This window comes from Rhodoferax potami (assembly GCF_032193765.1).
GTDB classification, from domain to species: Bacteria; Pseudomonadota; Gammaproteobacteria; order Burkholderiales; family Burkholderiaceae_C; genus Allorhodoferax; species Allorhodoferax potami.
The window spans coordinates 3,379,894-3,404,313 of record NZ_JAVBIJ010000001.1 but is presented as its reverse complement, the minus strand read 5'-3'; the positions used below and the strand labels follow the sequence as shown (position 1 = coordinate 3,404,313).

Below are 24,420 nucleotides of genomic sequence, written 5' to 3'. Positions count from 1 at the left end.
GCCAGGCCCGCCCCTTTCACAAGGCAGGCTCAGGACTCTGGAGACAACAGAAACGCGTGCTACGGTGCACCCCTTGCACCACGCGCCTGACCCCATATCAACAGGAAGACAGACTATGAATTTCGCCAAACGCTTCACGATCCGCAGCACCGCAGCCGCCATGATGGGCCTGGCCCTGGGCACCACCGGCCTGATGGCCAGCCACGCCGCCAACGCCGGCGAAGTCACCATTTGGGCATGGGACCCGAACTTCAACATCGCCATCATGCAAGAGGCGGCCAAGCGTTACACCGCCAAGAACCCCGGCGTGACTTTCAAGATCGTGGACATGGCCAAGGCCGATGTGGAGCAAAAACTGCAAACCACCCTGGCCTCCGGCGTGACCAAGAACCTGCCCGACATCGTGCTGGTCGAAGACTACAACGCCCCCAAGTACCTGCGCTCTTTCCCCGGCGCGTTTGAATCCCTGTCCGGCAAGGTGGACCACAAGGCGTTTGCCAACTACAAGGTCAACCTGATGACCATGGGCGGCAAGGTCTACGGCTTGCCTTTTGACACCGGCACCACCGGCATGTACTACCGCAGCGACCTGATCAAGCAGGCCGGCTTCACCGACAAGGACATGCAGAACATCACCTGGGACCGTTACCTGGAAATCGGCAAGCAAGTCGAAGCCAAGACCGGCAAGAAGATGTTCGCCATGGACCCGCAAGACATCGCCAGCATCCGCATCATGATGCAGTCCGCAGGCCGCTGGTACTTTGACAAAGACGGCAAGCTCGACATCAAGAACAACCCCGCCCTGAAGGCCGCGCTGGAAACCCAGGTCAAGTTCATGAAGACCGGCGTCTACAAGCCCACCTCCGGTTGGGGCGAGTGGGTCGGCGCGCTGAACAAGGGTGACGTGGCCTCCGTGATTACCGGCGTGTGGATCACCGGCTCCGTGAAGGCTGAAGCCAGCCAGTCCGGCAAATGGGCTGTGGCTGCCACACCCCGCCTGAACGTGCCGGGCTCCACCAACGCATCCAACCTGGGCGGATCCAGCTGGTATGTGCTGGCTGCTGGCAAAGAAAAAGCCGCCGCTGCCGACTTCCTGAACCAGATCTACGCCAAGGATGTGGACTTCTACCAGACCATTCTGCAATCCCGCGGTGCGGTGGGCTCCTTGTTGGCCTCACGCAATGGCAAGGCTTACTCGGAAGCCGACCCCTTCTTCGGTGGCGACAAGGTATGGCAGAAATACAGCGACTGGATGAGCAAGGTGCCTAGCGTGAACTACGGCATCTACACCGCCGAAGGTGACGCTGCGGTGGCAGCCCAACTGCCGGGTCTGGCCCAAGGCCTGCCGGTTGAGAAGGCGCTGGAAAACATCCACAACCAGCTCGCTTCGCAAATCAAGTAAGTCACGGCAACACTGCACCCAAGGAGCACCATGGCGTCCAAGCCTACGACCAGCTACCGGCGTTTTTACGACGTCAACGGTTGGCTATTTGTTTCCATTGCACTCGGGCTGATCGGGGTCTTCATGGCCTACCCGATCGTCCGCTCGCTGTGGATGTCTCTACACGCCGGACAAGGAACGGTGGTTGAGTTCGTAGGCGTGGGCAACATCGTGCGTCTGGCCAGTGACCCTGTCTTCCTGAAAGCGCTGCAGAACACCAGCATCTTTCTGGTGATTCAGGTGCCCATCATGCTGTTGCTGGCGCTGGTCATGGCCAGTTGCCTCAACATGCCGAACCTGCGCTTTCGCGGGCTGTTGCGCACGGCAGTCTTTCTGCCTTGCGTGACCTCGCTGGTGGCGTACTCGGTGGTGTTCAAGAGCATGTTTTCGTATGACGGCCTGGTCAACCACGCGCTGGCGTGGCTGGGCCTCATCGCTGAGCCTATTCCCTGGCTCAACGACCCGTTCTGGTCCAAGGTGGTCATCATCATCGCCATCACTTGGCGCTGGACCGGCTACAACATGATCTTCTATCTCGCGGCCATGCAGAACATCGACAAGTCGATCTACGAGGCTGCGCGCATTGATGGCATCTCGGCCTACCGCCGGTTTGTCTCCATCACTATCCCGAATCTGAAGCCGGTGATTCTGTTCACCACGGTGACCTCCACCATCGGCACCCTGCAGTTGTTTGATGAACCCATGAACATCACCACCGTGGGCACCGTGTTCTCCGACAACACGCTCACACTGTCCATGTACATCTACAACCTGTCATTCAAGTTTGTGCCCAACTTCGGCTATGCCGCCACGGTGTCTTACGTCATCGTGTTGCTGGTCGCCGCACTGGCCGCCATCCAGTTTTATGCCGCCCGGGAGCGCAACTGACATGACCAACTGGGCTGAAAAATTCCGCATGGCCGGCGTCTACCTCTTTCTGGGGGTGATGGCCTTTGTCTCCTTGTTCCCCTTCGCCTGGATGGTCATCAGCTCCACCAACGCGTCGGTGGATGTGACCAAGGGCAAGTTCACCTTCGGCAGCGCGCTGCTGGAGAACTTCGAAAAACTCAACAAGAGTTTCGACGTGGCCCAGGTCTTCTGGAACTCCGGAAAGATCGCCATCATCGGCGGCTTCTTCACGCTGCTCATTTCGTCCCTGGCGGGCTACGGCTTTGAAGTGTTCAGCTCCAAAGCCCGCGAACGCCTTTACAACGGCATGCTGCTCACGCTGATGGTGCCGTTTGCCGCGTTGATGATCCCGCTGTTCATCCTGATGGCGCAGTTTGACTTGCTGGACACGCACCTCGCCGTCATCCTGCCGGCGCTGGCCTCGGCCTACATCATCTTTTACTTCCGCCAGAGCACCAAAGCCTTCCCGCCAGAGCTTCGCGAAGCCGCGCGTCTGGACGGCCTCAAAGAGTGGCAGATCTTCCTGTTTGTGTATGTGCCGGTCATGCGCTCCACGTACGCGGCGGCCTTCATCATCGTGTTCATGGCGGCGTGGAACAACTTCCTCTGGCCCCTCATCGTGCTGCAGTCCCCCGAGCTCAAAACCATTACTTTGGTGTTGTCCTCGCTGGGCTCGGCTTACTTCCCTGACTTCGGCGTGATCATGCTGGCGGCCATGCTGGCCACCTTGCCCACCCTGGTCGTCTTTTTCGCAATGCAACGGCAGTTCGTACAGGGCATGCTGGGCTCCGTCAAATAAGGTTTTTCACATGCGCACCGTTACCAAGCTCGTCTCGGGCTGGACCTTTCACACCTCTTTTTCGTCTGAACTCGTCGCCAAGGCCGCTGCCGGCGAGGCCGTGCGCCTGCCGCACAACGCCGTCGACATGGACATGACCTACTTCGACGAGCGCTGCTTTCAAAAGGAATTTGCCTACCAGTACACCTTGGCCTGGCAGCCCGCATTTGCCGGCCGCGAAGTAGCCCTGCGCTTTGACGGCGCCATGGCCAACAGCGTGGTCTGGGTCAACGGCCAGCAAGTAGCTGCGCACAAAGACGGCTACACCCCGTTCAGCGCCCGCCTCACCGGTTTGCTGAAAGAAAGCGACAACCTCATCACTGTGAAGGTGGACGGCAGCGAGAACCCCGAGATTCCCCCCTTCGGCGGCCAGATCGACTACCTGACCTACGCCGGCATTTACCGCGACGTGTGGCTGCAAGTGACCGACGCGGTGTCGATTACCAACCTCAAGGTCGAAACCGCTAACGAACTGAGCGACGCCAAGGGCGTCACCGTCAAAGGCTTTCTGGCCAACCCCACGCAAGCGGCCTTCACCGGCACCGCGCTGGTGGAGCTGTGCACTGTGGATGGCGCCGTGCTGCACCAGCAAACCGTAGACGTGTCTGGCGCGGAGTTCAGCGCCTCGTTGGAGTCACTGGCAGGCCTCTCGCTGTGGGAGCTGGACAGCCCGGTGCTGTATGTCGCCCGCGTCACGCTGAACACCAGCGCCGGCAGCGACCAGCACAGCACCCGCTTCGGCTTCCGCACCGCGCGCTTCACCACCGAGGGCTTTTTCCTCAATGGCAAGCCGCTCAAAATCCGCGGCCTCAACCGCCACCAGAGCTACCCCTACGTGGGCTACGCCATGGGCCAGCGCGCCCAGGCCAAAGATGCCGACGTCATGAAAGACGTGCTCAAGTGCAACCTGGTTCGCACCTCGCACTACCCGCAGTCCACCTACTTTTTGGACCGCTGCGACGAGATCGGCCTGCTGGTATTTGAAGAAATCCCCGGCTGGCAGCACATCGGTGGCCAGGCTTGGCAGGACGAGTCAGTGGAGAACGTGCGCCGCATGGTCGAGCGCGACTGGAACCACCCCTCCATCATCATCTGGGGCGTGCGCATCAACGAGTCGCAGGACAACCACGACTTCTACACACGCACCAACGCGATGGCCCGCAGCCTGGACAGCACCCGCCAGACCGGTGGCGTGCGCTACATCGAGAACAGCGAGCTGCTGGAAGACGTGTACACCGTGAACGACTTTTGCCACGTGGCCCCCCCGGAGTGGATGAAGGGCATTGCCCCCACCCCGCTGCGCCAGCCCCGCCAAGTGACAGGCCTGGCCCACGAGGTGCCGTACCTGGTGACCGAGTTCAACGGCCACATGTACCCCACCAAGCGCATCGACCCCGAAGACCGCCAGGCCGAGCATGTGCGCCGGCATCTGGATGTGCTGAACAAGGCGTATGAAAACCCGGTCATCAGCGGCGCTATCGGCTGGTGCATGTTTGACTACAACACCCACAAAGACTTCGGCGCGGGCGACCGCATCTGCCACCACGGCGTGATGGACATCTTCCGCGAACCCAAGTTCGCCGCTTGGGGCTACACCAGCCAGTGCAGCCCTGCAGAGCAAGTGGTGCTGCAACCCGTGACCTACTGGGCCCGTGGCGAGAAAGACCGCTGCGAAGTACTGCCCCTGATCGTGCTCACCAACTGCGACTACGTGGAACTGCAAGTAGGCGACTTTGCGCCCAAACGCGCCGAGCCTGACCGCGCGCTGTACCCCCACCTGCCACATGCACCGGTTGTTTTTGACAGCCGCCACGTCAACATGAACGACCTCGGCGCCTGGGGCATGCTGTGGCGCGATGCCACGGTAACGGGATACATCGACGGCAAAGCGGTTTCCACCGTCAAGCTCTCGGGCAACCCAGTGCCCACAACCCTGCAAGTGGAAGTGGACGACACGCAATTGCACGCCCACGAGAAGGACGCCACCCGCGTCATCGTGCGCGCGCTGGACCAAGCGGGCCGCCTGCTGCCGTTTATGGACGACGTGGTGCATGTGGAAGTCACCGGCGCAGCTAAGCTGCTGGGCCCCGATTTGCTCACACTCAAGGGCGGCACTACCGGCTTCTGGCTGGAAACCACCGGCGCGGTGGGTGACATCAGCTTGTGCGTATCCACCCGCCGCATGGGCGAGCAGCGCGTGACGCTGCAAGCTGCGTAAATTACTGAGTCGACGAGGAATAGAACATGGCAGACGTCAAACTCACCCAGGTCCGCAAATCATTCGGCGAGATCGACATCATCCGGGGCGTGGACCTCGACATCAAACACGGCGAGTTCGTGGTGTTCGTGGGCCCCTCGGGCTGCGGCAAGTCCACACTGTTGCGCGCCATCTCGGGCCTGGAAGACATCACCAGCGGCGAGCTGCGCATCGGCGACCAGGTCATGAACCATGTGGACCCGTCCAAGCGCGGCATTGCCATGGTGTTCCAGAGCTACGCGCTCTACCCCCACATGACGGTGCGCGAAAACATGGGCTTTGCCCTCAAGCACGCCGGTGTGGCCAAAGACGTGGTCAAGAGCAAGGTGGACTCCGCCGCCAAGATTCTGGGCCTGGAGCCGCTGATGGACCGCAAGCCCAAGGCCCTGTCGGGCGGGCAACGCCAGCGCGTGGCCATCGGCCGTGCCATCGTGCGCGACCCGCAGGTTTTCTTGTTTGACGAGCCGCTCTCCAACCTCGACGCCGAACTGCGCGTGCACATGCGCATCGAAATTGCGCGCCTGCACCGCGAGTTGGGCAGCACCATCATCTACGTGACGCACGACCAAGTAGAGGCCATGACCCTGGCCGACAAAATCGTGGTGCTGCGCGCCGGTGTGGTCGAGCAAGTGGGCGCACCGCTGGAGCTGTATGACAACCCGGCCAACACCTTTGTGGCCGGCTTCATCGGCTCGCCGCGCATGAACTTTCTGGAAGGCACCGTAACCGGCCAGCCGCGTTTCAATGGCACCAACTACTGCGAAGTCACCCTCAAGGGTTTTGACGACACCGTAGTGAACCTGCCCTTTGCCGGCGCTGTGCCGGCCGTGGGTACCGAGGTGTCAGTGGGCGTGCGTCCTGAGCACTTTCAAGACGACGGCGACGCGGTCTTGCCCGTCACCATCGACATGCTGGAGCACCTGGGCGGCGAAACCTTTATGTACGCCCGCTCCAGCGGCGACGCCATGGTGGTCATTGAAAGCAAACACGGCCGCAGCCTGCGCTCGGGCCAGGCTCTGGAAGCCCGGTTTGACGCCGGCAAAGCCCTGCTGTTCCACAAAGACGGCCAGCGCATTTACGCGCACTGAGTGTCCGCCATGTCCACCCACGCACCTGAGGCTTCTGCCACCTTCACCACCCTGCACGGCACCCACACCAGCGTGGTGCTGGAGGTGCGCCCGGGTGAGGCGCCGCTGTGGCGCTACTGGGGCCCCCGCCTGCCGGAACACTGCGTGCCCCTGGCTCCGCTGCGCGATGGCCGGGCCATCCCGCCCAGCAGCATGGAGTTCGACCAGCCGCTGACCGTGGCCCCCACTTTCGGCGTGGGCTGGTACATGCAAAGCGCCTTGCTCGCCCACCGTAGCGGCCAGCAGTTTGCGCAACAGTTCACCCACTGCGAAGTGGAAACGTTGCTCACCGGCAAGCGCATTGCCATCCACCTCACTGATAGCGTGGCGCAACTGCGCCTGACGCTGCACATGGCGCTAGACGCGCACGATGTGCTGCAACTCAGCAGCACGCTGGTGAACGACGGGCCCAATGTGCTGGACGTGCAGTGGCTGGCCGCAGGCACTGTGCCGCTGCCCGGCAACGCCCAGGCGGTGCGCTCTTACACCGGCCAATGGGCCAACGAATTTCAATTGCAGGTGGATGCCCTCTCGCGCAGCACCTGGCAGCGTGAGAACCGGCGCGGCCGCACGTCACACGACAGCTTTCCCGGTGCCGTGGTCACCACACCTGGCAGCACCGAACACGCCGGCACCGTGTATGGCGCGCACTTGGCCTGGTCGGGCAACCACCGCCAGGCCATCGAGTGGCTGCACGACGGGCAATACCAATGGCAAACGGGCGAATGGCTGGCCCCCGGCGAAGTGCGCTTGGGCGCAGGCGAGCACCTGCAAACGCCCACCCTGTTTGCCAGCTGCTCGGTGCAGGGCCTGAACGGCCTGGCCGCCAACTTTCACGCCACGGTGCGCAGCCGCCTGCCCTGGCCCAGTGGCCGCATGCGCCCGCGCCCGGTGCACCTCAACACCTGGGAAGCGGTGTACTTTGACCACCGCACCGACGACATCAACGCACTGGCCGAAGCCGCCGCCAGCGTGGGTGTGGAGCGATTTGTGCTGGACGACGGCTGGTTCCAGGGCCGCCACAGCGACCGCGCCGCCCTGGGCGACTGGTGGCCCGACCCCGCCAAATACCCCAACGGCTTGCAACCCCTGGCCCGCCATGTGAACCAGCTGGGCATGGAGTTCGGCCTGTGGGTCGAGCCCGAAATGGTCAACCCCGACAGCCAGCTCTTCCGCACCCACCCTGACTGGGCGCTGCAGCTGGAGGGCCGCCCCCTGCTCACCATGCGCAACCAGCTGGTGCTGGACGTAGCCCGCCCCGAGGTGGCCGACTACCTGTTTGCCAAGCTGCACGCACTCTTGAGCAACGTGCCGATTGCCTACCTCAAGTGGGACATGAACCGCGACCTCACCACCGCCGGCGACGCACTGGGCCGCCCGGCCTACCGCCGCTTTGTGCACGCGCTGTATGCGCTGGTGGACCGGGTGCGCGCCGCCCACCCGCAGCTGGAAATTGAAAGCTGTGCCTCCGGCGGCGCGCGGCTGGACATGGGCGTGCTCGCCCACACCCACCGCGTCTGGACCAGCGACTGCAACGACGCACTCTCCCGCGTGGCCATCCAGCGTGGCGCGCTGCAGTTTTTGCCGCCCGAGATTCTGGGCGCCCACATCGGCCCCGCGCCCGCGCACACCACCGGCCGCAGTCAGAGCCTGAACTTCCGTGCCGGTGTCGCGATCAGCGGGCACCTGGGCATAGAGGCCGACGTGCGCCACATGAGCGACGAGGACCGCATGGCCCTGGGCCGCTGGGTGGGCATGTACAAACAGCTGCGCAACCGCCTGCACACCGGCCAGGTGTGGCTGGGCGAGGCGAGCGACGGCGTAGTCTGGCAAGCCCATGGCGACGCCGGTGCCAGCGAAGTGCTGCTGCTGGTGTACCGCACCGCGCCCACCACCCACCGCAACACACCGCCCCTGCGCCTGCCCATGCTGCGCCCGGCGGCGCACTACACCATCGAGCGGCTGGACCCGACACCGCCTGAGTGGACCAGCAGCCCGCTCAACGACGCGGCGCTGGCCTCCGGTGCCCAAGCCGCCCTGCCGCCCACCGCCCACGGCGCGTGGCTCGCCGCAGTGGGCCTGCCGCTGCCACGCATGTACGCCGAGAGCGCGCTGATCTACCGGCTGCGGTTTATCCCGCAGTAGACCGGGTTGGCGCGAGGCGGCGACAATTCCTAGGAACCCACCATCTCCTGAGGCCCCCGCATGAAAACACTCGTCGCCAACATCACCCTCGCCCTCACCATGTCCTTGGCGGCCCTCTCGGCCCAGGCCAAAGACGTCATCATCGATGTGCGCAGCCCGCAGGAATTTGCAGCCGGGCATGTGGAAGGCGCCATCAACATCGAGCACGGCAACATCGCCCAAGAGATTGCCAAAGCCGGCGTGGGCAAAGACGACACGGTGCTGCTGTACTGCCAGAGTGGCCGGCGCAGCGGCATCGCGCTGGACACCCTCAAAGGTATGGGCTTTAGCAAAGCCGAGAACGTGGGCGGCATCGAGCAGGCCCGCAAAACCCTGGCCAAGAAGTAAAGCTGCGCCTCGTCTAAGCCCTGTTCAGGGCGCGATGTCTGCGGTGAAGGTTCGCAAGCTGTAGCCACCGCCCGGCATTCCCCGGCACAGTGGCGCGCTCCAGGCGCCGGTGAGCGCGAAACCCTTGGCAGTCCAAGCCCAGTCGTAACCGGCGCCGCAGTCATTCACACCACGGCCTTTTTCATACGAGGCAAAGCGGCCATCGGTAACGCTGAGGTTCATCACATAGTCGCTGGTCTTGCCCTGCGGCAAAGGCAACTCCAAGCGCTTGGCCGCATAGGGCGGTTTGCTATTGGCCAGCCAAACGCCGCTCCCGCCTTGGTACGCCCCCCGCCCGCATTCGCGCATCACCAGCACCTGCGTGCTCGACACACGCACGAGGGATGTGTCAGGGCTACTGTCGTCGGGCAAGTCGTCCCAACAGTCCCGCGGCGTGATGGATTTCAGAATGGGCTGCAACAGCGCTTCATCTGCCTTGGTGGTCTTGGGCAAAGTGGCGGCATGCACCTTTGGCGCGGATACTGCGGGCAACACCGTGGCCTCAGGCTTCTTGCCTTTGCGAACCAACGCACCCGGTGTGCCCACACGGCCCTGCACATCGTCCATTTTGAGCAGTGCCGCATGGCTGCCCGCCAAGGACAATTCCCACCGTTTGGCGCCATCTGCAAGCGTGAGTGTTTGCCCGGCCAGCACATGCGCCAGCAACTGTTTGGTGTGGGCCGGGCTCAGGTCTTGCCCGCGGGAGATGCCCTTCAAGGTGGTCGTGCCGAGACGCAAGCCCAGCTGCTTGGGGTCTTCGCTCTCATCCATGTCCACCTGCACGCGCACTGGCGTATCCGGGCCCGCGTCGCGCGACAACCAAAGCACCACAGGCGCGGAGTCCAATTCCTCGCTTTGGTAAGCGACGGCTTCACAGTGGCGCGTGTTGTCGCAGGCCACCGCCCAGTCTTTGAAGGCAAAGACTTGGGCGTGCGCCACGCCAGAGAGCGCGAGGGCATACAGTGCAGCCCATGTTTTCAAGATAAGCATGGAGGGAAGAGCAGGAAGCCGGGGCATAGATTGACGAGAATAGCGCAGCAATGCCCTTGAGGATCTCCCCATGACGACCACTCTGCTCACCGGCCTGCCGCCGCTGGTGTCACCCGCCACCAAGGTGCTGATACTGGGCAGCTTTCCCGGTGTGCGCTCATTGCAGGCGCAAGAGTATTACGGCCACCCGCAAAACCAGTTCTGGAAGATATTGCAAGCCATTTGGCCCTCTGGCGCTCATGGAATATGCGCTAGCAGCTATGAAAATCGTAGCAAATGGCTGCTGGGGCGCGGCCTGGGCGTGTGGGATGTGTACGCCCGCTGCGAGCGCGAAGGCAGCCTGGACAGTGCCATCCGCAACGCGGTGCCCAACGACATCGCCGCGCTGCACCTGCCGCAGCTACAGGCCATCGCCCACAACGGCGGCGAGAGCTTCAAACACGCCCGCCACACCCGCACCTTGGGCGTGCCCGTCTATCAACTCCCCAGCACCAGCCCGGCCAACGCCAGCTGGAGCTTTGAGCGCAAGCTGGCGGCTTGGCGGGAGGTGATGGAGAGGCATGGGTTGGTTTGACGTTGCTCTTTAACTACCCCCGCGTGCCTCGCCACAGAGCGATTGCTTGAGCGGCGGGCTTTTTGCGGCGCGCTATAGCCCCAACCACGCCTAGGCCCGCCAACAGCAACGCATAGGTTTCGGGTTCAGGGACAGCAGTCACTGAGAAACGAATGTTGTCGATACCCACATAGTAAGCACTGGCCTTCACTCAATGATGACACCGGTGGTTGACGACAACGCTGGGCTATACGTAGTCAAAGTAGCCAAAGGGCCGACGGATGCGAATGAGGCCCCCCCCCCTACAGAGTAGACCGCCCATTGCGAGGAAAAAGTGCGTGGGGCACCCGTCAGATATGGAGTTAAGTCAAAAGAGTTGAGCGTAACTTGGTAGCCCGCATAGGGGGCAATAGTGATGCGACCATGCGAGCCGGCGTCGGTGACACCTGAATAGAGTACATCCCGCGTTCCTTGGTAACCCGTGGTCCAACCCAAGAGTGAGAAGGAGGGAGTCGTTAAGTCCCGATAGGTGACGTCCCACGTTGGTCCGTCGCCATAGTTTTGGGACAGCCTTACGCCGTTACTAACAGCTCCATTGAAGTCCAGGTCCACAGCATGTGAAGCTACGGGTGCTGCAAAAAGTAGCGCTGTTGCAACTACGGACATCAGTTTTTTTGCGTTTTGCATACTTCAAATATCTCCCTATGTTGAGTGACTTGAAAAACATGTTGAGCGTGAGCATGCTATGGCCGTGGATCCGTGATTATCAATAGTCCAAACGAACCATGCAGCGCGCCTACAGCGTTTCAGGTCAGGTAGGCGGCACTGGCTCTGGAATGCAAGCGCATATCTTTTGGGGCTTTGGCCCACATGGAATACGTACCAGCAGCTATGAAATCCATAGTGCATGGCTGCTGGAGCGCGGCTCAGGCGTGTGGGATGTGTACGCCCGCTGCGAGCGCGAAGGCAGCCTGGCCAGTGCCATCCGCAACGCGGTGCCCAACGACACTGCCGCACTGCACCTGCCGCAGCTACAGGCCATCGGCCACAACGGCGGCGAGAGCTTCAAACACGCCCGCCACACCCGCACCCTGGGCGTGCCCGTTTACCAACTACCCAGCACCAGCCCGGCCAACGCCAGCTGGAGCTTTGAGCGCAAGCTGGCGGCTTGGCGGGAGGTGATGGAGCGGCATGGGTTGGTTTAAGAGACAAATCGGGCTCTAGCGCTCGTGGATATTGCGCAAGCAGCTATCAAAATGGAAGCATTTGATGTATTTCACGTTACATATTCTCTACAGATCTTCAGCAGAAAAGTGGGTATACAGCTTGCTTAAATCCTTAACCGTAATTCTGAATTGGCTTCTGGCTTTTACTGTCCCAGCTTTTTCGGAATCGGGACCATAGATCTTTGAGCCTGGATCAAAAACAATCATCCCCCTCGCCAAGGCTTGCAGATATTTACTGAAATCCGTTTGCTCGCCCATCAATATCGGACTTTTGTAGTGGTACTCATTAGTAGCGCTATACCTCTCAGTAGGGACATAGGCTGCAAACGCATGTTTTCTATTCCAATGTGTGAGTAGGCTCGAAAAATCCCACACTGCGATTTCTTCGCCTAGTGCGTCCACAAGATAGATTGCACCGTCTACCGCCATCTTGTCTGGTAAATCAGGGTTGTATCCCCTCAACTTCAAAGTGGTTCCAGCCAGTTCTGTTGGTTTATCAACCTTATGCGCGCCGGTGAAGTATTTATCCCCAGCAGCTGACAAATGTCCATACTTTTCAACAAAAGCGCGGACACCTTCTCGTCCGTAAAACCCTCCATTCGGTTCGGGCGTCATCAGTGTCACACGGGATTTCGTGTAGGCCTTAATTTCCCAGCCCATGTAATCGGGCTCTGCTCGAGAATTGGGAGCAATGCCAAGCAGCGCTTCCAAGGTATAGCCGCCACCATTGCGCGCTGTATAAGGTTTAACTGTCCCATCCGAGTACATACGTTTGGAGCTGTGCGGCCCTGTCTGATGTATCTCCCGCAGAGCGTCCAGAAGTTTTTGCTTGTTTTCTTGAGAGCCAACTGGGAGTGTTAGTTCGATCAGTAGCTCATCGGATGCACTGGGATGGGCGCGTAGCTCTTTGGAAAGATGTGTGTTCTCGGCGGCCAAATAGGCAAACGTCCTTCCATCTGCCGTTGTTCCAAAAATCAATACCCGCCCATCGAACCCTCGGCGACATTCTTCGGGTACTTCGCGCATATGTTCACTTGGCGCTATTCGGCAGCCAGTCAAAAAACCTGAAAGGCGAACCTCTGGATATGCTGGATAAAGAATTAATTGAGCACCGCGCGCCTTCTCTACCGTGCTTTCGTCAAACCAAAAAAAATCCAAAGGGGCTTTGAAATTGGGTACCTTCAGATCCGGGTAGGCAACAATTTCCCCATAAGGGAAAAAACTCAGCGCGGCAAAACTACTACCCAGATAGATCTGTTGCTTTCTGTTGTCGTTCTCAGCCAGTTTCTTAAAAAAAACTCGCTCGGCTCCCAGTGCACGAAAACGCAGAAGCAATTTTTCGACAGTCTCAATCGCCATTTCTTCCCCCTTTTTATGGCGATCTTAAAACCATCCTTCGTCTCATTTAATCGACTTCAATTCGAGAAGCAGTTGCTCTATAGATTCATTGGGAAGCTGAAACCTTGTTTCTCGTAGCTCGCACTCCCAGACAGTAAAGACTAACCATCCAAGCTGTTTCAATGCTGCTTTCACGCACATGTCGCGCTTTACATTTCTGTCGAGTTTGGTTTTCCAAAAAGCGCCATTGCTTTGAGGCCATTTGAAGTACCTGCATTCGTAGCGATGCCAAAAGCACCCGTGCACGAATACAACCGCTTTTCTTGATGGGAAGACTAGATCAGGCTTGCCAGGTAGTCCGCAGCCGCCAAGCCTGTAACGCAGGCCTTGTGCATGCAAGGCTTTTCGCAAGAAAACCTCCGGCTTGGTGTCCTTGCACTTGATACCCGCCATCATTCGACTGCGGGTAGCAGGGTCAACAATATCAATCACTCTGGCTTAATGCCCATGGCCTTGTGAACGTGCTTTATGCAAACGTCGTAAACCTTATCTCCATGGACCTCAAACATTTGGTCGATCAGCGCATCAAGTAGTTCACATTCAGCTGGGTCAAACACTTGCGTATCCGTTTCAATGTCAACGATGTCTTCAGCGCGTTCATCAGGGTGATAGAGCAGGCCCGCCAGTTGCATCTGCTGGAACCACCTGTTCATTGCAAAGTAAGACTTATTTGGCAGTGATGGAATGCGCGATGTTGTCTGCATGTTGGACTCCTTGAAAAGTGACTATTTCTTCTTTGCCTTTGCAGCACTGGCTGGGCTGCAGATATGTGGTCGCATCGCCTTCGCAACAGCCTCCATGACTGGGACCACTACGGAGTTTCCGAACTGCTTGTAGGCGCGGGTATCTGACACAGGAATCTTGAAAGTGTCAGGGAATCCCATCAATCGGGCGCATTCCCTTGGGGTCAAGCGACGAGGATTTTTGTCATCACCTTGATCCACAAGAATTTCTGATCCGTCCTTGTAATAGCGTGCAGAAAGTGTGCGAGTGACGCTTCCTTCGTTGACCATCCCAAAGCCAAATCCATTGCCAGCGGCTTGGTGTTTCTTCTTGTAGTTCTGCAGGTACGTCCACAAGTTGTCTGTCAGCGTGTACTTGCTCAGCAGCTTCTTGTTCTCATAGTCAAAGTAATTGCTGCCATCGACTTTCGCTGCTGCCTCGAGCTTGGGTTTGTGAAGAATCTCGCCAAGAGTGACGTTGCCTTTTCCGGGCAATTTCACTTTGTCCCAATCAAAGTCAACATCGTCCCTGAAGCCAACAATGATGATCCGCTCGCGATGCTGTGGCACAAAGTGAGCGCCATCAATCACCTTGAAGAAAACGTTGTAGCCAAGATCATCACGAAGCGTCCGATGGATCACGTCAAAGGTGCGACCTTTGTCATGCGATTGCAGGTTCTTGACGTTCTCGAGCATGAACGCCTTGGGCCGCTTCTTCGCAATGATGCGTGCCACATCAAAGAAAAGCGTGCCTTGTGTTTCATCAGCGAAGCCGTGCGCACGGCCAAGCGCATTCTTTTTTGACACACCCGCGATAGAGAAGGGCTGGCAGGGGAAGCCGCCCAGAAGCACGTCATGGTCCGGGATGTCTTCCGCATCAATCTGGGTGATGTCTCCGTTGATGACGTGCGAACTGGGGAAGTTGGTAGCGTAGGTCTTCTGCGCATAGCTATCCCACTCGCTGGTGAAGACGCACTCGCCACCAATCGCTTCAAAAGCCAATCTGATCCCGCCGATACCGGCAAAGAGATCGATAAAGGTGAAGTCACTGGTTGGCTTGGAGTCAATCCCAAAGTCGAGAAGGCGCTGAAGCTCTTCGGCTACATGGGCCGGTATTGGTTGTTCACCCTTTTCCCAACGTCGTACCTGCCTTTCACCAAATTTCAGATGCTTGGCTAGGTCAGCTTGTGAGTGGGATTTGCGTGCCGCCTGCAAGTATTGGAGGGCGGCGGAGTTGTCTTCGGTGGTGATTGGGCTTGTCATACGGCGGGAATACTACCGGACATTTGTCCGGTTTTTGTCCCTTTGTGAATTTATACAGTAATTTATTTCAAACGCCCCAAACTACGCACCGTCTAAAATACAAGCCAAATCACCCTCTAGCGCTCGTATTACCTGCGCGAGTAGCTATCAAATTCATAGTATGACCACCTCCACCATCGCCGCCCTGACCACCCACGACACCACCCGCATTGACGATGTGCGCATCGGCGCGGTGCGCCCGCTCATCACCCCCGCGCTTCTGGAAGAAAAGCTGCCCGTGCCGGCCGCGGCCGAGGCGCTGGTGGAGAGCAGCCGTGCGGCCATCTCTCGCATCCTGCAGGGGCAGGACGACCGGCTGGTGGTGGTGGTGGGGCCCTGCTCCATCCACGACCACAGCCAGGCCATGGAATACGCCCGCCTGCTCAAGGCGCAGGCGGATGCACTGAGCGCCGACCTGCTGGTGGTGATGCGCGTGTACTTTGAAAAGCCGCGCACCACCGTGGGCTGGAAGGGCTATATCAACGACCCGCACCTGGACGGCAGCTTTGCCATCAACCAAGGGCTGGAGATGGCGCGCCGCTTGTTGCTGGACGTGCTGGACACCGGCTTGCCTGCAGCCACCGAGTTTTTGGATTTGCTCTCGCCGCAGTTCATCAGCGAACTGGTGAGCTGGGGTGCCATTGGTGCGCGCACCACCGAGAGCCAGAGCCACCGCCAGCTGGCCAGCGGCCTGAGCTGCCCCGTGGGCTTCAAGAACGGGACGGACGGCGGCATCAAGGTAGCGACCGACGCGATTCAGGCCGCGCAAGGCGCGCACGCTTTCATGGGCATGACCAAGATGGGCCAGGCCGCCATCTTCGAGACACGCGGCAACAACGATTGCCACGTGATCTTGCGCGGCGGCAAGGCGCCCAACTACTCCGCCGCCGATGTGGACGCAGCTTGCGCGCTGCTCAAAGCCGCCGGCCTGCGCGAGCAGGTGATGATTGACGTGAGCCACGCCAACAGCAGCAAGCAGCATGCCCGCCAGATCGTGGTGGCGCAAGACGTGGCAGCACAGATTGCCGCTGGCGATGAGCGCATTACCGGCCTGATGATCGAGAGCCACCTCAACGAGGGCCGCCAGGACATCGTGGACGGCAAGCCGCTGCAGCACGGCGTGAGCGTGACCGACGCCTGCATCAGCTGGGCGCAAACCGTGCCGGTGCTGGAACAACTGGCGGCCGCTGTGCGTGCGCGCCGCCAGAAAGCTGCTGCTTAATCAGTACGTCTTGTAGGGCAAGAACTTGCCCGACAGCACCACGTTCACCCGGTCGCCCTTGGGGTCGGGCTGGCGCACGATGTCCATCGAGAAGTCGATGGCGCTCATGATGCCGTCGCCAAACTCTTCGTGGATGAGTTCTTTGATGGTGGTGCCGTACACGCTGACGATTTCATACCAGCGGTAGATCAGCGGGTCGGTGGGCACGGGGGTGGGCAGCGAGCCTTTGTAGGGCACCACTTGCAACCACTTTTGCTCTTCTACCGTCAGGCCGAAGATTTTGCCCACGATCTTGGCTTGCTTGTCGTCCAGCGTCATCTGGCCCAGGCAGGCGGCGGTAGTCCACTCTTTGCTCAAGCCCACTTTTTTGGCCACCGATTCCCAGGTGATGCCTTTGCTGACTTTGACGGTAATGATTTTTTCAGTGATGTCGTTGCGGTTCATGGAGTGCTCCTTTGGGTGTTGATAGATAAAAAGGGGTAATGGGCTAGGCCGCGACCGGGCGTGGCCAGTGGAACTTGCGATCGGCTGCTTGGATGGGCACATCGTTGATGCTGGCTTCGCGGCGGCGCATGAGGCCGTGATCGTCAAACTCCCATTGCTCGTTGCCGTGCGAGCGGAACCAAAAGCCCGCGTCGTCGTGCCACTCGTACTCAAAGCGCACCGAGATGCGGTTGCCGGTAAAGGCCCACAGCTCTTTCTTGAGCCGGTAGTCCAGCTCCTTGGCCCACTTGCGTTTCAAGAACTCGCGGATCATGGGGCGGCCCGACAAGAAATCGGCGCGGTTGCGCCACACCGAGTCTTCGGTGTAAGCCAGAGCCACACGGTCGGGGTCGCAGCTGTTCCAGGCGTCTTCGGCCTTTTGCACCTTTTCTTTGGCTGTCTCCAGCGTGAACGGTGGCAGGGGCGGGCGGCTGAGTAAGGGGCTGCTCATGACGAGGCCTCGTCTAGGGTTACTGGTGCGGTCGGTGTGAGTGCGGCCAGCCCGGGCTGCACCACCGGCGGGTGTGCAGGCGCGCGGCCGTTGGACAGGTCTTTGGACCGGCTGACCAGAAAGTCCACCAGATGGTTGCGCAGCGGGTAGTACTGCGGGTCGTGGTGCACGGTGGCGCGCTGCCGGTCGCGGGGCATGGTGTTGTGCACGATCTCGGCTACCCGCGCGGTGGGGCCGTTGCTCATGAGCAGCACTTTGTCGGCGAGCAGCACGGCTTCGTCCACATCGTGGGTAATCATGAAAACGGTTTGCCCGGTGTCACGCACGATGGTGAGCAACTCGTCCTGAATGGTGCCCCGGGTGAGCGCATCCAGTGCGCCAAAGGGCTCGTCGAGCAGCAGCATTTTGGGCTCGATGGCAAACGCACGGGCAATACCCACGCGCTGTTTCATGCCGCCCGAAAGCGCTGCAGGCTTTTTGTCTATAGCGGCACTCAGCCCCACCAAAGCCACATATTTTTCGACCTGCGCTTGCACTTGTGCAGCAGACCAATCGGGCCACTTGGAGCGGACTGCAAACGCAATGTTGTGGCGCACTGTGAGCCACGGCATGAGGGCATGGCCTTGGAACACAACGCCACGCTCCAGGCCGGGCGCATTGACCTCCCGGCCATCCATAAACACGTGACCCGCGCTGGCTTGCTCCAGACCGGCCAACACATTGAGGATGGTGGTTTTGCCGCAACCCGAGTGGCCGATGATGCAAACAAACTCGCCTTTGGCCACGGTGAAGTTCACCTGATCAAACACGGGCTCAGTAGCGCCGGGATAGCTCTTGGCCAAGCCCTCGATTTGCAAAAAGGGGCGGGGCGTTGTCATTGTGGTGGTGGGCTCAGTCTGCATAGGTCACCCATTTCTGCAGGCGGGCAAACACCAGGTCCAGCAGCATGCCCATGACGCCGATGACGCCAATGGCAAACAGCACGTTGGTGAGTGAAAGGTTGTTCCACTCGTTCCAGACAAAGTAGCCGATGCCGGTGCCACCCACCAGCATTTCAGCCGCCACAATGACCAGCCAGGCAATACCCATGGAGATGCGCATGCCGGTCAGGATGGTGGGCGCGGCTGCAGGCAATATCACCTGAAAGGCTTTGCGCAGGGGCTTGACCTCCAGGGTCTTGGCGACATTCAGCCACTCGCGCTTGACGCTGGCCACGCCGAACGCCGTGTTGATCAGCATGGGCCACACCGAGCAGATGAAGATCACAAAGATGCCGGAGGCCGACGAGTCCTTGATGGTGTAGAGCGCCAGCGGCATCCAAGCCAGCGGCGAGATGGGCTTGAGGATCTGGATAAACGGGTCCAGCGCCCTGTGCAGCAGAGGCGACATGCCGATCACAAACCCCAACGGTATCGCCACCACACACGCCAGCAAAAAGCCCAGGCCCACCCGCGCCAGCGAGTGGCCCAGCTGGATGGCGATGCCTTTGTCGTTGGGGCCTTTGTCATAAAAGGGATCTGCCAAGTGCTTCCAGGCGGCTTGCCCCATTTCGGCAGGGGTAGGAAAACCGCCCTGCTTTTGCGCACCGGGGTCTTTGCCCAGCATCTTGAGGTACTCAGCCTGCTCTGCACTCAAGTTGCTAGCACTGGCGCTGGCACTGGACTGGGAAGCCACTTGCCAGATACCCAATAGCGCCAACAGCAGCAAGACCGAGATCAGCAGGGCCCGTAGGTTCAGATTCGTGCCCATGCTCAGCCCATTTTGTGAATGGGGAAGCTCTTGACGTAGTCGTCAGGCTTGGCCGCGTCAAACACTTTGCCCATGATGGTGAACTTGGGGTAGGCGCCTTCGGGGGCCTTCATGCCGAGTTCGGTCATGCGCTTTTTGGCGTCGGTGAGCAGGAAGACTTTTTCAGCGATTTGTTTGTAGTTCACATCGCCCTTCACGTAGCCCCAGCGCTTCATTTGCGTGAGCATCCACACCGCCATGGACTGCCAAGGGATGGGGTTGAAGTCCGCCCGGTCGGGCACGGTTTTGATGTTGCCCAAGCCGTCTGCAAAGCGGCCGGTGAGCACTTGGGTGAGCACGGTTTCGGGTTGGTTGAGGTAGGCCTGCGGCGCGATCACTTTGGCAATCAGCTCGCGGTTCTCGGGGCCGCGCGCCATGGCCGCCGCAGTGAGCACTGCGCGGTACAGCGCGGCAAAGGTGTTGGGGTTGCTCTGGATGAACTCGGTGCTGGTGCCGAAGGCGCAGCAGGGGTGGCCATCCCACAGCTCTTTGGTCAGGATGTGGATAAAGCCGATTTCCTCAAACACCGCGCGCTGGTTGAACGGATCGGGGCCAAGGTAGCCATCGATGTTGCCTGCGCGCAGGTTGGCCACCATTTCAGGTGGGGGTACCACGCGGATTTGGATGTCGGTGTCGGGGTTCAAGCCGGCTTCTGCCACGTAGTAGCGCAGCAAAAAGTTGTGCATGCTGAACTCAAAGGGCACGGCGAATTTGAGGCCCTTCCAGAGCTTGGGGTCGCGCTTGTCTTTGTGTTTGTTGGCCAGGGTGATAGCCTGACCGTTGGTGTTCTGGATGGTGGCCACGTTCATGGGCACCTGGGTGGAGCCCACCCCCATGGAGATAGCCAGCGGCATGGGCGACAAGAAATGCGTGGCGTCGTATTCCTTGTTGATCATCTTGTCGCGGATCAGCGCCCAGCCTGCGGTCTTGGTGACCTCTACATTCAGGCCCTGCTTGCTATAGAAGCCCAAGGGGTGGGCCATGATGAGCGGGGTGGCGCAGGTGATCGGGATAAAGCCGATCTTGAGGTTGGTTTTTTCCAGCGTGCCGGGCTTCTTGCCGGCCTCTTGCGCCATGGCTTGCATGCTGGCAATGGGCAGCACACTGGCAATGGCGGCCATGGCAGTACCTTTGCCCACCGCGCGCAGGAAGTTGCGCCGCTCGCGCTCCTGCGGAAAGATGGCCTTGATGAGCGATGCCTCTACAAACGCGTTGGAGTAAGCCTCGAACTCTGCGGTCTCGCTGCGGCGTGTAAGTTCAGCGGTGGCACTCAGGGCTGCTTGTTCTTTGTGGTGCTCTGCCACCGTGTGCTCTTTGCCGCAAGTGCAGCGCATCAACAAGGGGCGATCAGCATCGTAGGGAGAAAAGTCAACGGACATGGCAGGCACCTTTCGGGTTGGAAGATGCAGCCGCGTTGCAATGAGCGGGCCAGAAAGTGCCGGAACGCAGGCCTTGCAAAAAGTGGCGGGAGTTTCAGCAGCTCGTTGTAGGGGCAGCCCTACAAATGCCCGTTGTTGACCTGTTGTTGGGCGAAAAGCGCGAGTTCCACGTCGTTTTTGGTGCCGGTTTTTTCGAGGATGCGCTGCCGGTAGGTGCTGACCGTGTTGGATGCAAGCCCCAGCTGTGCACCAATTTCGCCCACGGTTTTGCCGGCGGTAAGCAGCCTGAACACCTGGTGCTCGCGGTGAGAGAGCGCCTCCGCACCCTGATGGGCCGCATTGGCTACCGCACTGGCCAATGCCTCAGCCGCTTGTGCAGACACATAGACGCCGCCGCTGGCCGCCTTGCGCACCGCGGCAATCATGTCGTCGGGGTCTGCACCCTTATTCAGATAGCCCGCCGCGCCCAGTTTGATGCAGCGTACGGCGTATTGCTTCTCGGGGTAGGTGCTGAGCATGAGCACCGGCAGCTTGGGCCATGCGGCCTTGAGGGCTTGCAGCACATCCAACCCGTCGCGCCCGGGCATGGCAATGTCGAGCAACACGGCGGACAGGCCTGCAGTACCGCCCAGAGCCTGCACCGCGTCCAACACCTCCGGGCCACTGGCGGCCTCTGCCACCACGTGCAGGTCAGCCGCGTCGGCCAGCACTTGCTTGAGCCCTTCACGCACGATACGGTGGTCGTCACCTATCAAGATGCGGTAGGGTGTGTGGGTGGTGGAGCTTGGCATTGCTATGATTTTGGTAGCTGCACGCGCAGATTGAATGAGGACCCGAGGCCGATTTGGCTTGTAATCTCCAGGCTTCCGCCCAAGTGCCTTGCCCGCTCCCGCATGCCCATGATGCCGTAGGCGTCGGGCGCATCAAAGGCCTGCAGGGGGGCGCCCCGGCCGTTGTCTTTGACGGAGATAGTGATATCACTGGCATCGGCGCGGATTTCAATAGTGAGGTGACTGGCTTGTGCGTGGCGGCCTACGTTGCTGAGCATTTCCTGAAAGATGCGGAAGATAGCGATGGTGTGGGTATCGGGCACAGGCTGCGCAGCACTCACGTCCATGGACCAGTCCAGCCCCAGCTCTGCCGCCTGCACAAACTCATGGGCCTGCCAGTCGAGAGCGACCCACAGGCCCTGGTGGTCGAGGATGCTGGGGCGCAGGTCGGTGATGATGCGGCCGACGTTGTCCACCGCGGCTTCAATCAGCTGGCTCATATTGCGGCATTTGTGCTGCATTTGCTCGCGCATGGCTTGGGCAGCATCCGGCGCCCGGCCGGGTTGCTCCCCTAAGCGCTTTTCGAGCCAGCCAACATCCATCTTCAAGGCGACCAGCAGGCTGCCCAGCTCGTCATGCACTTCACGGGCAATGCGGGTGCGCTCTTCTTCACGCACCGAGTGGCTGTGGGCAGTGAGTTCGCGCAGCTGCTGCAGGGCTTCGGAGAGTGCCAGGGTGCGCTCCTCCACCCGCTGCTCCAGCTCGGTGTGGGCGCGTCGCAAAGCGTCTTCGGCGTTACGGCGGGCCGAGATGTCTACAAAGGTGACAACCGCACCTTGCACCACACCGCTATCGACGATCGGGTACGACGAGTACTCCACGGCAAAGGCTGAGCCATCGCGGCGCCAGAACTGCTCGGTGTCTATCCGGCAGGGCAATGCCTTGCGAAAGGCGTTGAAGATGGGGCAGGTGTGTTCGGGGTAGTGTTCGCCACCCGGATGGCTGTGGTGGGCCAGCTCGTGCATGTTGGCCCCCAGCACTTCGTGGGGTTCGTAGCCCAACATGGCTGCACCGGCGCGGTTGATGAAGGTGCAGCAGCCATCCATATCGATACCGAAGATGCCTTCACCGGTGGACTCCAGCAGCAACGAGAGGCGGTCACGCCACAGGGGCTGAATCGGGCCGGAGAGAGCGACGGTTGCGGCATTGGAGTGCATGCAATCCGGGCAGCAAACATCGTGCCTAGGCCGTGTGCACTTGCCTCAAACGCTCTGAAACGCGGTATCCGGCTGGTTGCGCGGCCGCTTGCGGGGTGTTAGCAGGCTCTGAACGTCTCGCATGGCCAGCGAGGCCCGCAGCTGGGCGATGGACTGGGTGTGCATTTGCGAGATGCGCGCCTCTGACAGGCCCAAGTGCCGGGCGATCTCGTGCATGCGCATCTCGTGCTCGTAGTACAGGGTCAGCAGTATCTGGCTCTTGCGGGGCAGCAACTCGATCGACTCGGCCAGCGCTTTGCGCAAGCTGGCGCGCTCCAGCACGGCAAAGGGGTCTTCGTGCTCGTCCATGCAGCGCTGCAGATAGTGGTCGACGTTGTCGCCACTCAGGTCTTGCAAAGAGAGCAGCACATAGCCCTGTGCGTCTTGCAAAAGGCATTGGTAGTCGGCCAAGGGCATTTCCAAGTGCTCGGCCAGCTCGCCTTCAGTGGGCGCACGCCCGAGCTGGTGGCTCAGGAGCTGGAGGGACTTTTCGACCTTGCGCATCTGGTCGCGCAGGCTACGGCTCATCGGATCAGCGGCGCGCAGGCCATCGATCATGGCACCTTGGGCCCGCAGGGCAATGTAGTTCTCAAAGTGCGAGCCCGAAGACTCTTTGGTCCAGCGCAGCAGCGCCTCCATCAGGCCGAGCATGCCGTCTTGCACCAGGTCCGCCCGGTCTACATTGGGGGGCAGGCGTTTGGCTACGTGGCGCGCCACCGAATGCACCACAGGCTGGTGGGTTTCCACCAGTTTGCGGATCTCATCGGTGAGTTGCGGGCGTTTGGATCGGGGGGTTGTGGCCATAAGGCGCGGTAGGTAGTGCACAACATTGTGCGCCAATGGCCTGATGCGCTGATGACAGGCCGCTTGGCACCTCTGCGCGGGGCTTAGTCGTCGTTGCCGCCACCCCCGACCAGGCTGCGGGTTGCAGGGGCCGACAGCATGATGCGGTTGGCTAGGCGCGAGAGCGGCAGGCTTTGCAGCCACACCTTGCCCGGACCCTGCAAGGTCGCGAAAAACAAGCCTTCGCCGCCAAAGATCGCAGACTTCACTTTGCCGACAAACTGGATATCAAAGTCCACCGAGGGCTGGAAGGCCACCACGCAGCCGGTGTCGACCCGCAGGGTCTCGCCCGGGGCCAAGGTGCGCTCCATCAGGGTGCCGCCGGCGTGGACAAAGGCCATGCCGTCGCCCTCGAGCTTTTGCATGATGAAGCCCTCTCCGCCAAACAAGCCTGCGCCCAGCCTTCTCTGCAGGGCAATGCCCAGCGCCACACCCTTGGCAGCACACAAGAAAGAGTCTTTCTGGCAGATCAGGGTGCCGCCCAGTTGGCGCAGGTCGATAGGCACAATCTTGCCGGGGTAGGGCGCGGCAAACGCTACGCGTTGTTTGGCATTGCCGTCGTTTTGAAACACAGTGGTGAACAAACCTTCACCGGTGAGCAGGCGTTTGCCCACGCCCATGAGCTTGCCGAAAAAGCCGCCTTGCTGCGAGCCATCGCCGAAGATGGTGTCCATGGCTGATGCCGTTTTCCATGTACATCATCACGCCGGCTTCGCCGATGGCGGCCTCGCCGGGGTCGAGCTCGATCTCGACGTATTGCATTTCAGCGCCGAAGATTTGGTAGTCAATCACGTCCATAGTCATGTGGGTTCCCCTGTGTGCGCGGCCCGTGACCGGGGCCTAGTACCGAACCTTAGCAGCACCGCGTGGCACACGCGTAAAAAAGCCCCCTGC

General features: G+C 60.3%; 23 protein-coding genes and 2 pseudogenes. 10 read left to right on the top strand and 15 right to left on the bottom strand.

Translation table 11 applies throughout. From position 1 onward, the window contains the following. The first annotated feature begins 115 nt into the window (after positions 1-115). Genes RAE21_RS16470 through RAE21_RS16440 form a run of 7 tightly spaced genes read left to right on the top strand, consistent with a single transcriptional unit; the run spans position 116 to position 9,104 of the window. The gene (locus tag RAE21_RS16470) at positions 116-1,402 is read left to right on the top strand and encodes an ABC transporter substrate-binding protein (protein WP_313882288.1); all 1,287 of its coding nucleotides are present in this window, start codon (positions 116-118) and stop codon (positions 1,400-1,402) included. A gap of 30 nt (positions 1,403-1,432) precedes the next feature. Beyond that, positions 1,433-2,329 (top strand): carbohydrate ABC transporter permease, encoded by an 897-nt coding sequence (locus RAE21_RS16465; protein WP_313882287.1) that lies wholly within the window; start codon positions 1,433-1,435, stop codon positions 2,327-2,329. Between the two features lies 1 nt (position 2,330). Beyond that, entirely contained in the window at positions 2,331-3,149 is an 819-nt protein-coding gene (locus RAE21_RS16460) for a carbohydrate ABC transporter permease (RefSeq protein WP_313874663.1), read from the top strand. Positions 3,150-3,159: 10 nt separating this feature from the next. Continuing rightward, positions 3,160-5,406 (top strand): glycoside hydrolase family 2 protein, encoded by a 2,247-nt coding sequence (locus tag RAE21_RS16455; RefSeq protein ID WP_313882286.1) that lies wholly within the window; start codon positions 3,160-3,162, stop codon positions 5,404-5,406. Positions 5,407-5,432: 26 nt separating this feature from the next. Continuing rightward, a complete protein-coding gene (locus RAE21_RS16450) occupies positions 5,433-6,533 on the top strand; it encodes an ABC transporter ATP-binding protein (protein WP_313882285.1) in 1,101 nt (366 codons plus the stop codon). 9 nt (positions 6,534-6,542) lie between these two features. Then, complete coding sequence (locus tag RAE21_RS16445) at positions 6,543-8,717, top strand: alpha-galactosidase (RefSeq protein ID WP_313882284.1); 2,175 nt, start codon at positions 6,543-6,545, stop codon at positions 8,715-8,717. A gap of 60 nt (positions 8,718-8,777) precedes the next feature. Continuing rightward, positions 8,778-9,104, top strand: a complete 327-nt coding sequence (locus RAE21_RS16440; protein ID WP_313882283.1) for a rhodanese-like domain-containing protein — start codon at positions 8,778-8,780, stop codon at positions 9,102-9,104. A 24-nt stretch (positions 9,105-9,128) separates the two neighbouring features. On the opposite strand, the gene RAE21_RS16435 is transcribed toward RAE21_RS16440, so the two are convergent. Beyond that, entirely contained in the window at positions 9,129-10,133 is a 1,005-nt protein-coding gene (locus tag RAE21_RS16435; RefSeq protein WP_313882282.1) for a DUF1176 domain-containing protein, read from the bottom strand. Between the two features lie 70 nt (positions 10,134-10,203). On the opposite strand from RAE21_RS16435, the gene RAE21_RS16430 reads away from it, so the two are divergent. Beyond that, positions 10,204-10,707 (top strand): DNA-deoxyinosine glycosylase, encoded by a 504-nt coding sequence (locus tag RAE21_RS16430; protein ID WP_313882281.1) that lies wholly within the window; start codon positions 10,204-10,206, stop codon positions 10,705-10,707. A 13-nt stretch (positions 10,708-10,720) separates the two neighbouring features. On the opposite strand, the pseudogene RAE21_RS16425 reads toward RAE21_RS16430, so the two are convergent. Continuing rightward, positions 10,721-10,873 (bottom strand): annotated as a pseudogene (locus RAE21_RS16425) (PEP-CTERM sorting domain-containing protein); the annotation flags it as partial. A 598-nt stretch (positions 10,874-11,471) separates the two neighbouring features. On the opposite strand from RAE21_RS16425, the gene RAE21_RS16420 reads away from it, so the two are divergent. Beyond that, on the top strand, positions 11,472-11,891 hold the full coding sequence (locus RAE21_RS16420) for a hypothetical protein (RefSeq protein WP_313882280.1): 420 nt from the start codon (positions 11,472-11,474) through the stop codon (positions 11,889-11,891). Between the two features lie 87 nt (positions 11,892-11,978). Here the strand turns inward: RAE21_RS16420 and RAE21_RS16415 are convergent, their stop codons facing one another. The 4 genes from RAE21_RS16415 to dcm are packed head-to-tail and all read right to left on the bottom strand — an operon-like array spanning position 11,979 to position 15,295. Further along, positions 11,979-13,271: an MvaI/BcnI family restriction endonuclease gene (locus tag RAE21_RS16415; protein WP_313882279.1), complete on the bottom strand. Its 1,293-nt coding sequence runs from the start codon at positions 13,269-13,271 to the stop codon at positions 11,979-11,981. A 42-nt stretch (positions 13,272-13,313) separates the two neighbouring features. Beyond that, a complete protein-coding gene (locus RAE21_RS16410; RefSeq protein ID WP_313882278.1) occupies positions 13,314-13,742 on the bottom strand; it encodes a very short patch repair endonuclease in 429 nt (142 codons plus the stop codon). Then, positions 13,739-14,014 (bottom strand): hypothetical protein, encoded by a 276-nt coding sequence (locus RAE21_RS16405; protein WP_313882277.1) that lies wholly within the window; start codon positions 14,012-14,014, stop codon positions 13,739-13,741. The genes RAE21_RS16410 and RAE21_RS16405 overlap by 4 nt, the downstream gene beginning before the upstream one ends. Before the next feature lie 21 nt (positions 14,015-14,035). Further along, positions 14,036-15,295, bottom strand: a complete 1,260-nt coding sequence (dcm, locus tag RAE21_RS16400) for a DNA (cytosine-5-)-methyltransferase (protein ID WP_313882276.1) — start codon at positions 15,293-15,295, stop codon at positions 14,036-14,038. 160 nt (positions 15,296-15,455) lie between these two features. Here dcm and RAE21_RS16395 point away from each other — a divergent pair, with 160 nt between their 5' ends. Next, positions 15,456-16,556, top strand: coding sequence for a 3-deoxy-7-phosphoheptulonate synthase (locus RAE21_RS16395; RefSeq protein ID WP_313882275.1), 1,101 nt, complete (start codon positions 15,456-15,458; stop codon positions 16,554-16,556). Here RAE21_RS16395 and cynS read toward each other — a convergent pair whose 3' ends face one another. From cynS to RAE21_RS16350, 9 genes and pseudogenes are all read right to left on the bottom strand, one after another. Beyond that, positions 16,557-17,000: a cyanase gene (gene cynS / locus RAE21_RS16390; protein ID WP_313874652.1), complete on the bottom strand. Its 444-nt coding sequence runs from the start codon at positions 16,998-17,000 to the stop codon at positions 16,557-16,559. It abuts the gene before it with no gap. A gap of 43 nt (positions 17,001-17,043) precedes the next feature. Then, positions 17,044-17,490 (bottom strand): nuclear transport factor 2 family protein, encoded by a 447-nt coding sequence (locus tag RAE21_RS16385; protein WP_313882274.1) that lies wholly within the window; start codon positions 17,488-17,490, stop codon positions 17,044-17,046. Then, positions 17,487-18,368: an ABC transporter ATP-binding protein gene (locus RAE21_RS16380; RefSeq protein ID WP_313882273.1), complete on the bottom strand. Its 882-nt coding sequence runs from the start codon at positions 18,366-18,368 to the stop codon at positions 17,487-17,489. The genes RAE21_RS16385 and RAE21_RS16380 overlap by 4 nt, the downstream gene beginning before the upstream one ends. A gap of 13 nt (positions 18,369-18,381) precedes the next feature. Then, positions 18,382-19,239 carry a nitrate ABC transporter permease gene (gene ntrB / locus RAE21_RS16375; protein ID WP_313882272.1) on the bottom strand — a complete coding sequence of 286 codons (858 nt, stop codon included), beginning with the start codon at positions 19,237-19,239 and terminating at the stop codon, positions 18,382-18,384. 2 nt (positions 19,240-19,241) lie between these two features. Beyond that, complete coding sequence (locus tag RAE21_RS16370; protein WP_313882271.1) at positions 19,242-20,657, bottom strand: CmpA/NrtA family ABC transporter substrate-binding protein; 1,416 nt, start codon at positions 20,655-20,657, stop codon at positions 19,242-19,244. A 119-nt stretch (positions 20,658-20,776) separates the two neighbouring features. Then, positions 20,777-21,448: a response regulator transcription factor gene (locus tag RAE21_RS16365; RefSeq protein WP_313882270.1), complete on the bottom strand. Its 672-nt coding sequence runs from the start codon at positions 21,446-21,448 to the stop codon at positions 20,777-20,779. Between the two features lie 2 nt (positions 21,449-21,450). Further along, positions 21,451-22,644, bottom strand: a complete 1,194-nt coding sequence (locus RAE21_RS16360) for a PAS domain-containing sensor histidine kinase (RefSeq protein ID WP_313882269.1) — start codon at positions 22,642-22,644, stop codon at positions 21,451-21,453. Between the two features lie 45 nt (positions 22,645-22,689). Next, positions 22,690-23,487 carry a FliA/WhiG family RNA polymerase sigma factor gene (locus RAE21_RS16355; RefSeq protein WP_313882268.1) on the bottom strand — a complete coding sequence of 266 codons (798 nt, stop codon included), beginning with the start codon at positions 23,485-23,487 and terminating at the stop codon, positions 22,690-22,692. A gap of 83 nt (positions 23,488-23,570) precedes the next feature. Then, positions 23,571-24,330, bottom strand: a pseudogene (locus RAE21_RS16350) (TIGR00266 family protein). Between the last annotated feature and the right edge of the window lie 90 nt (positions 24,331-24,420).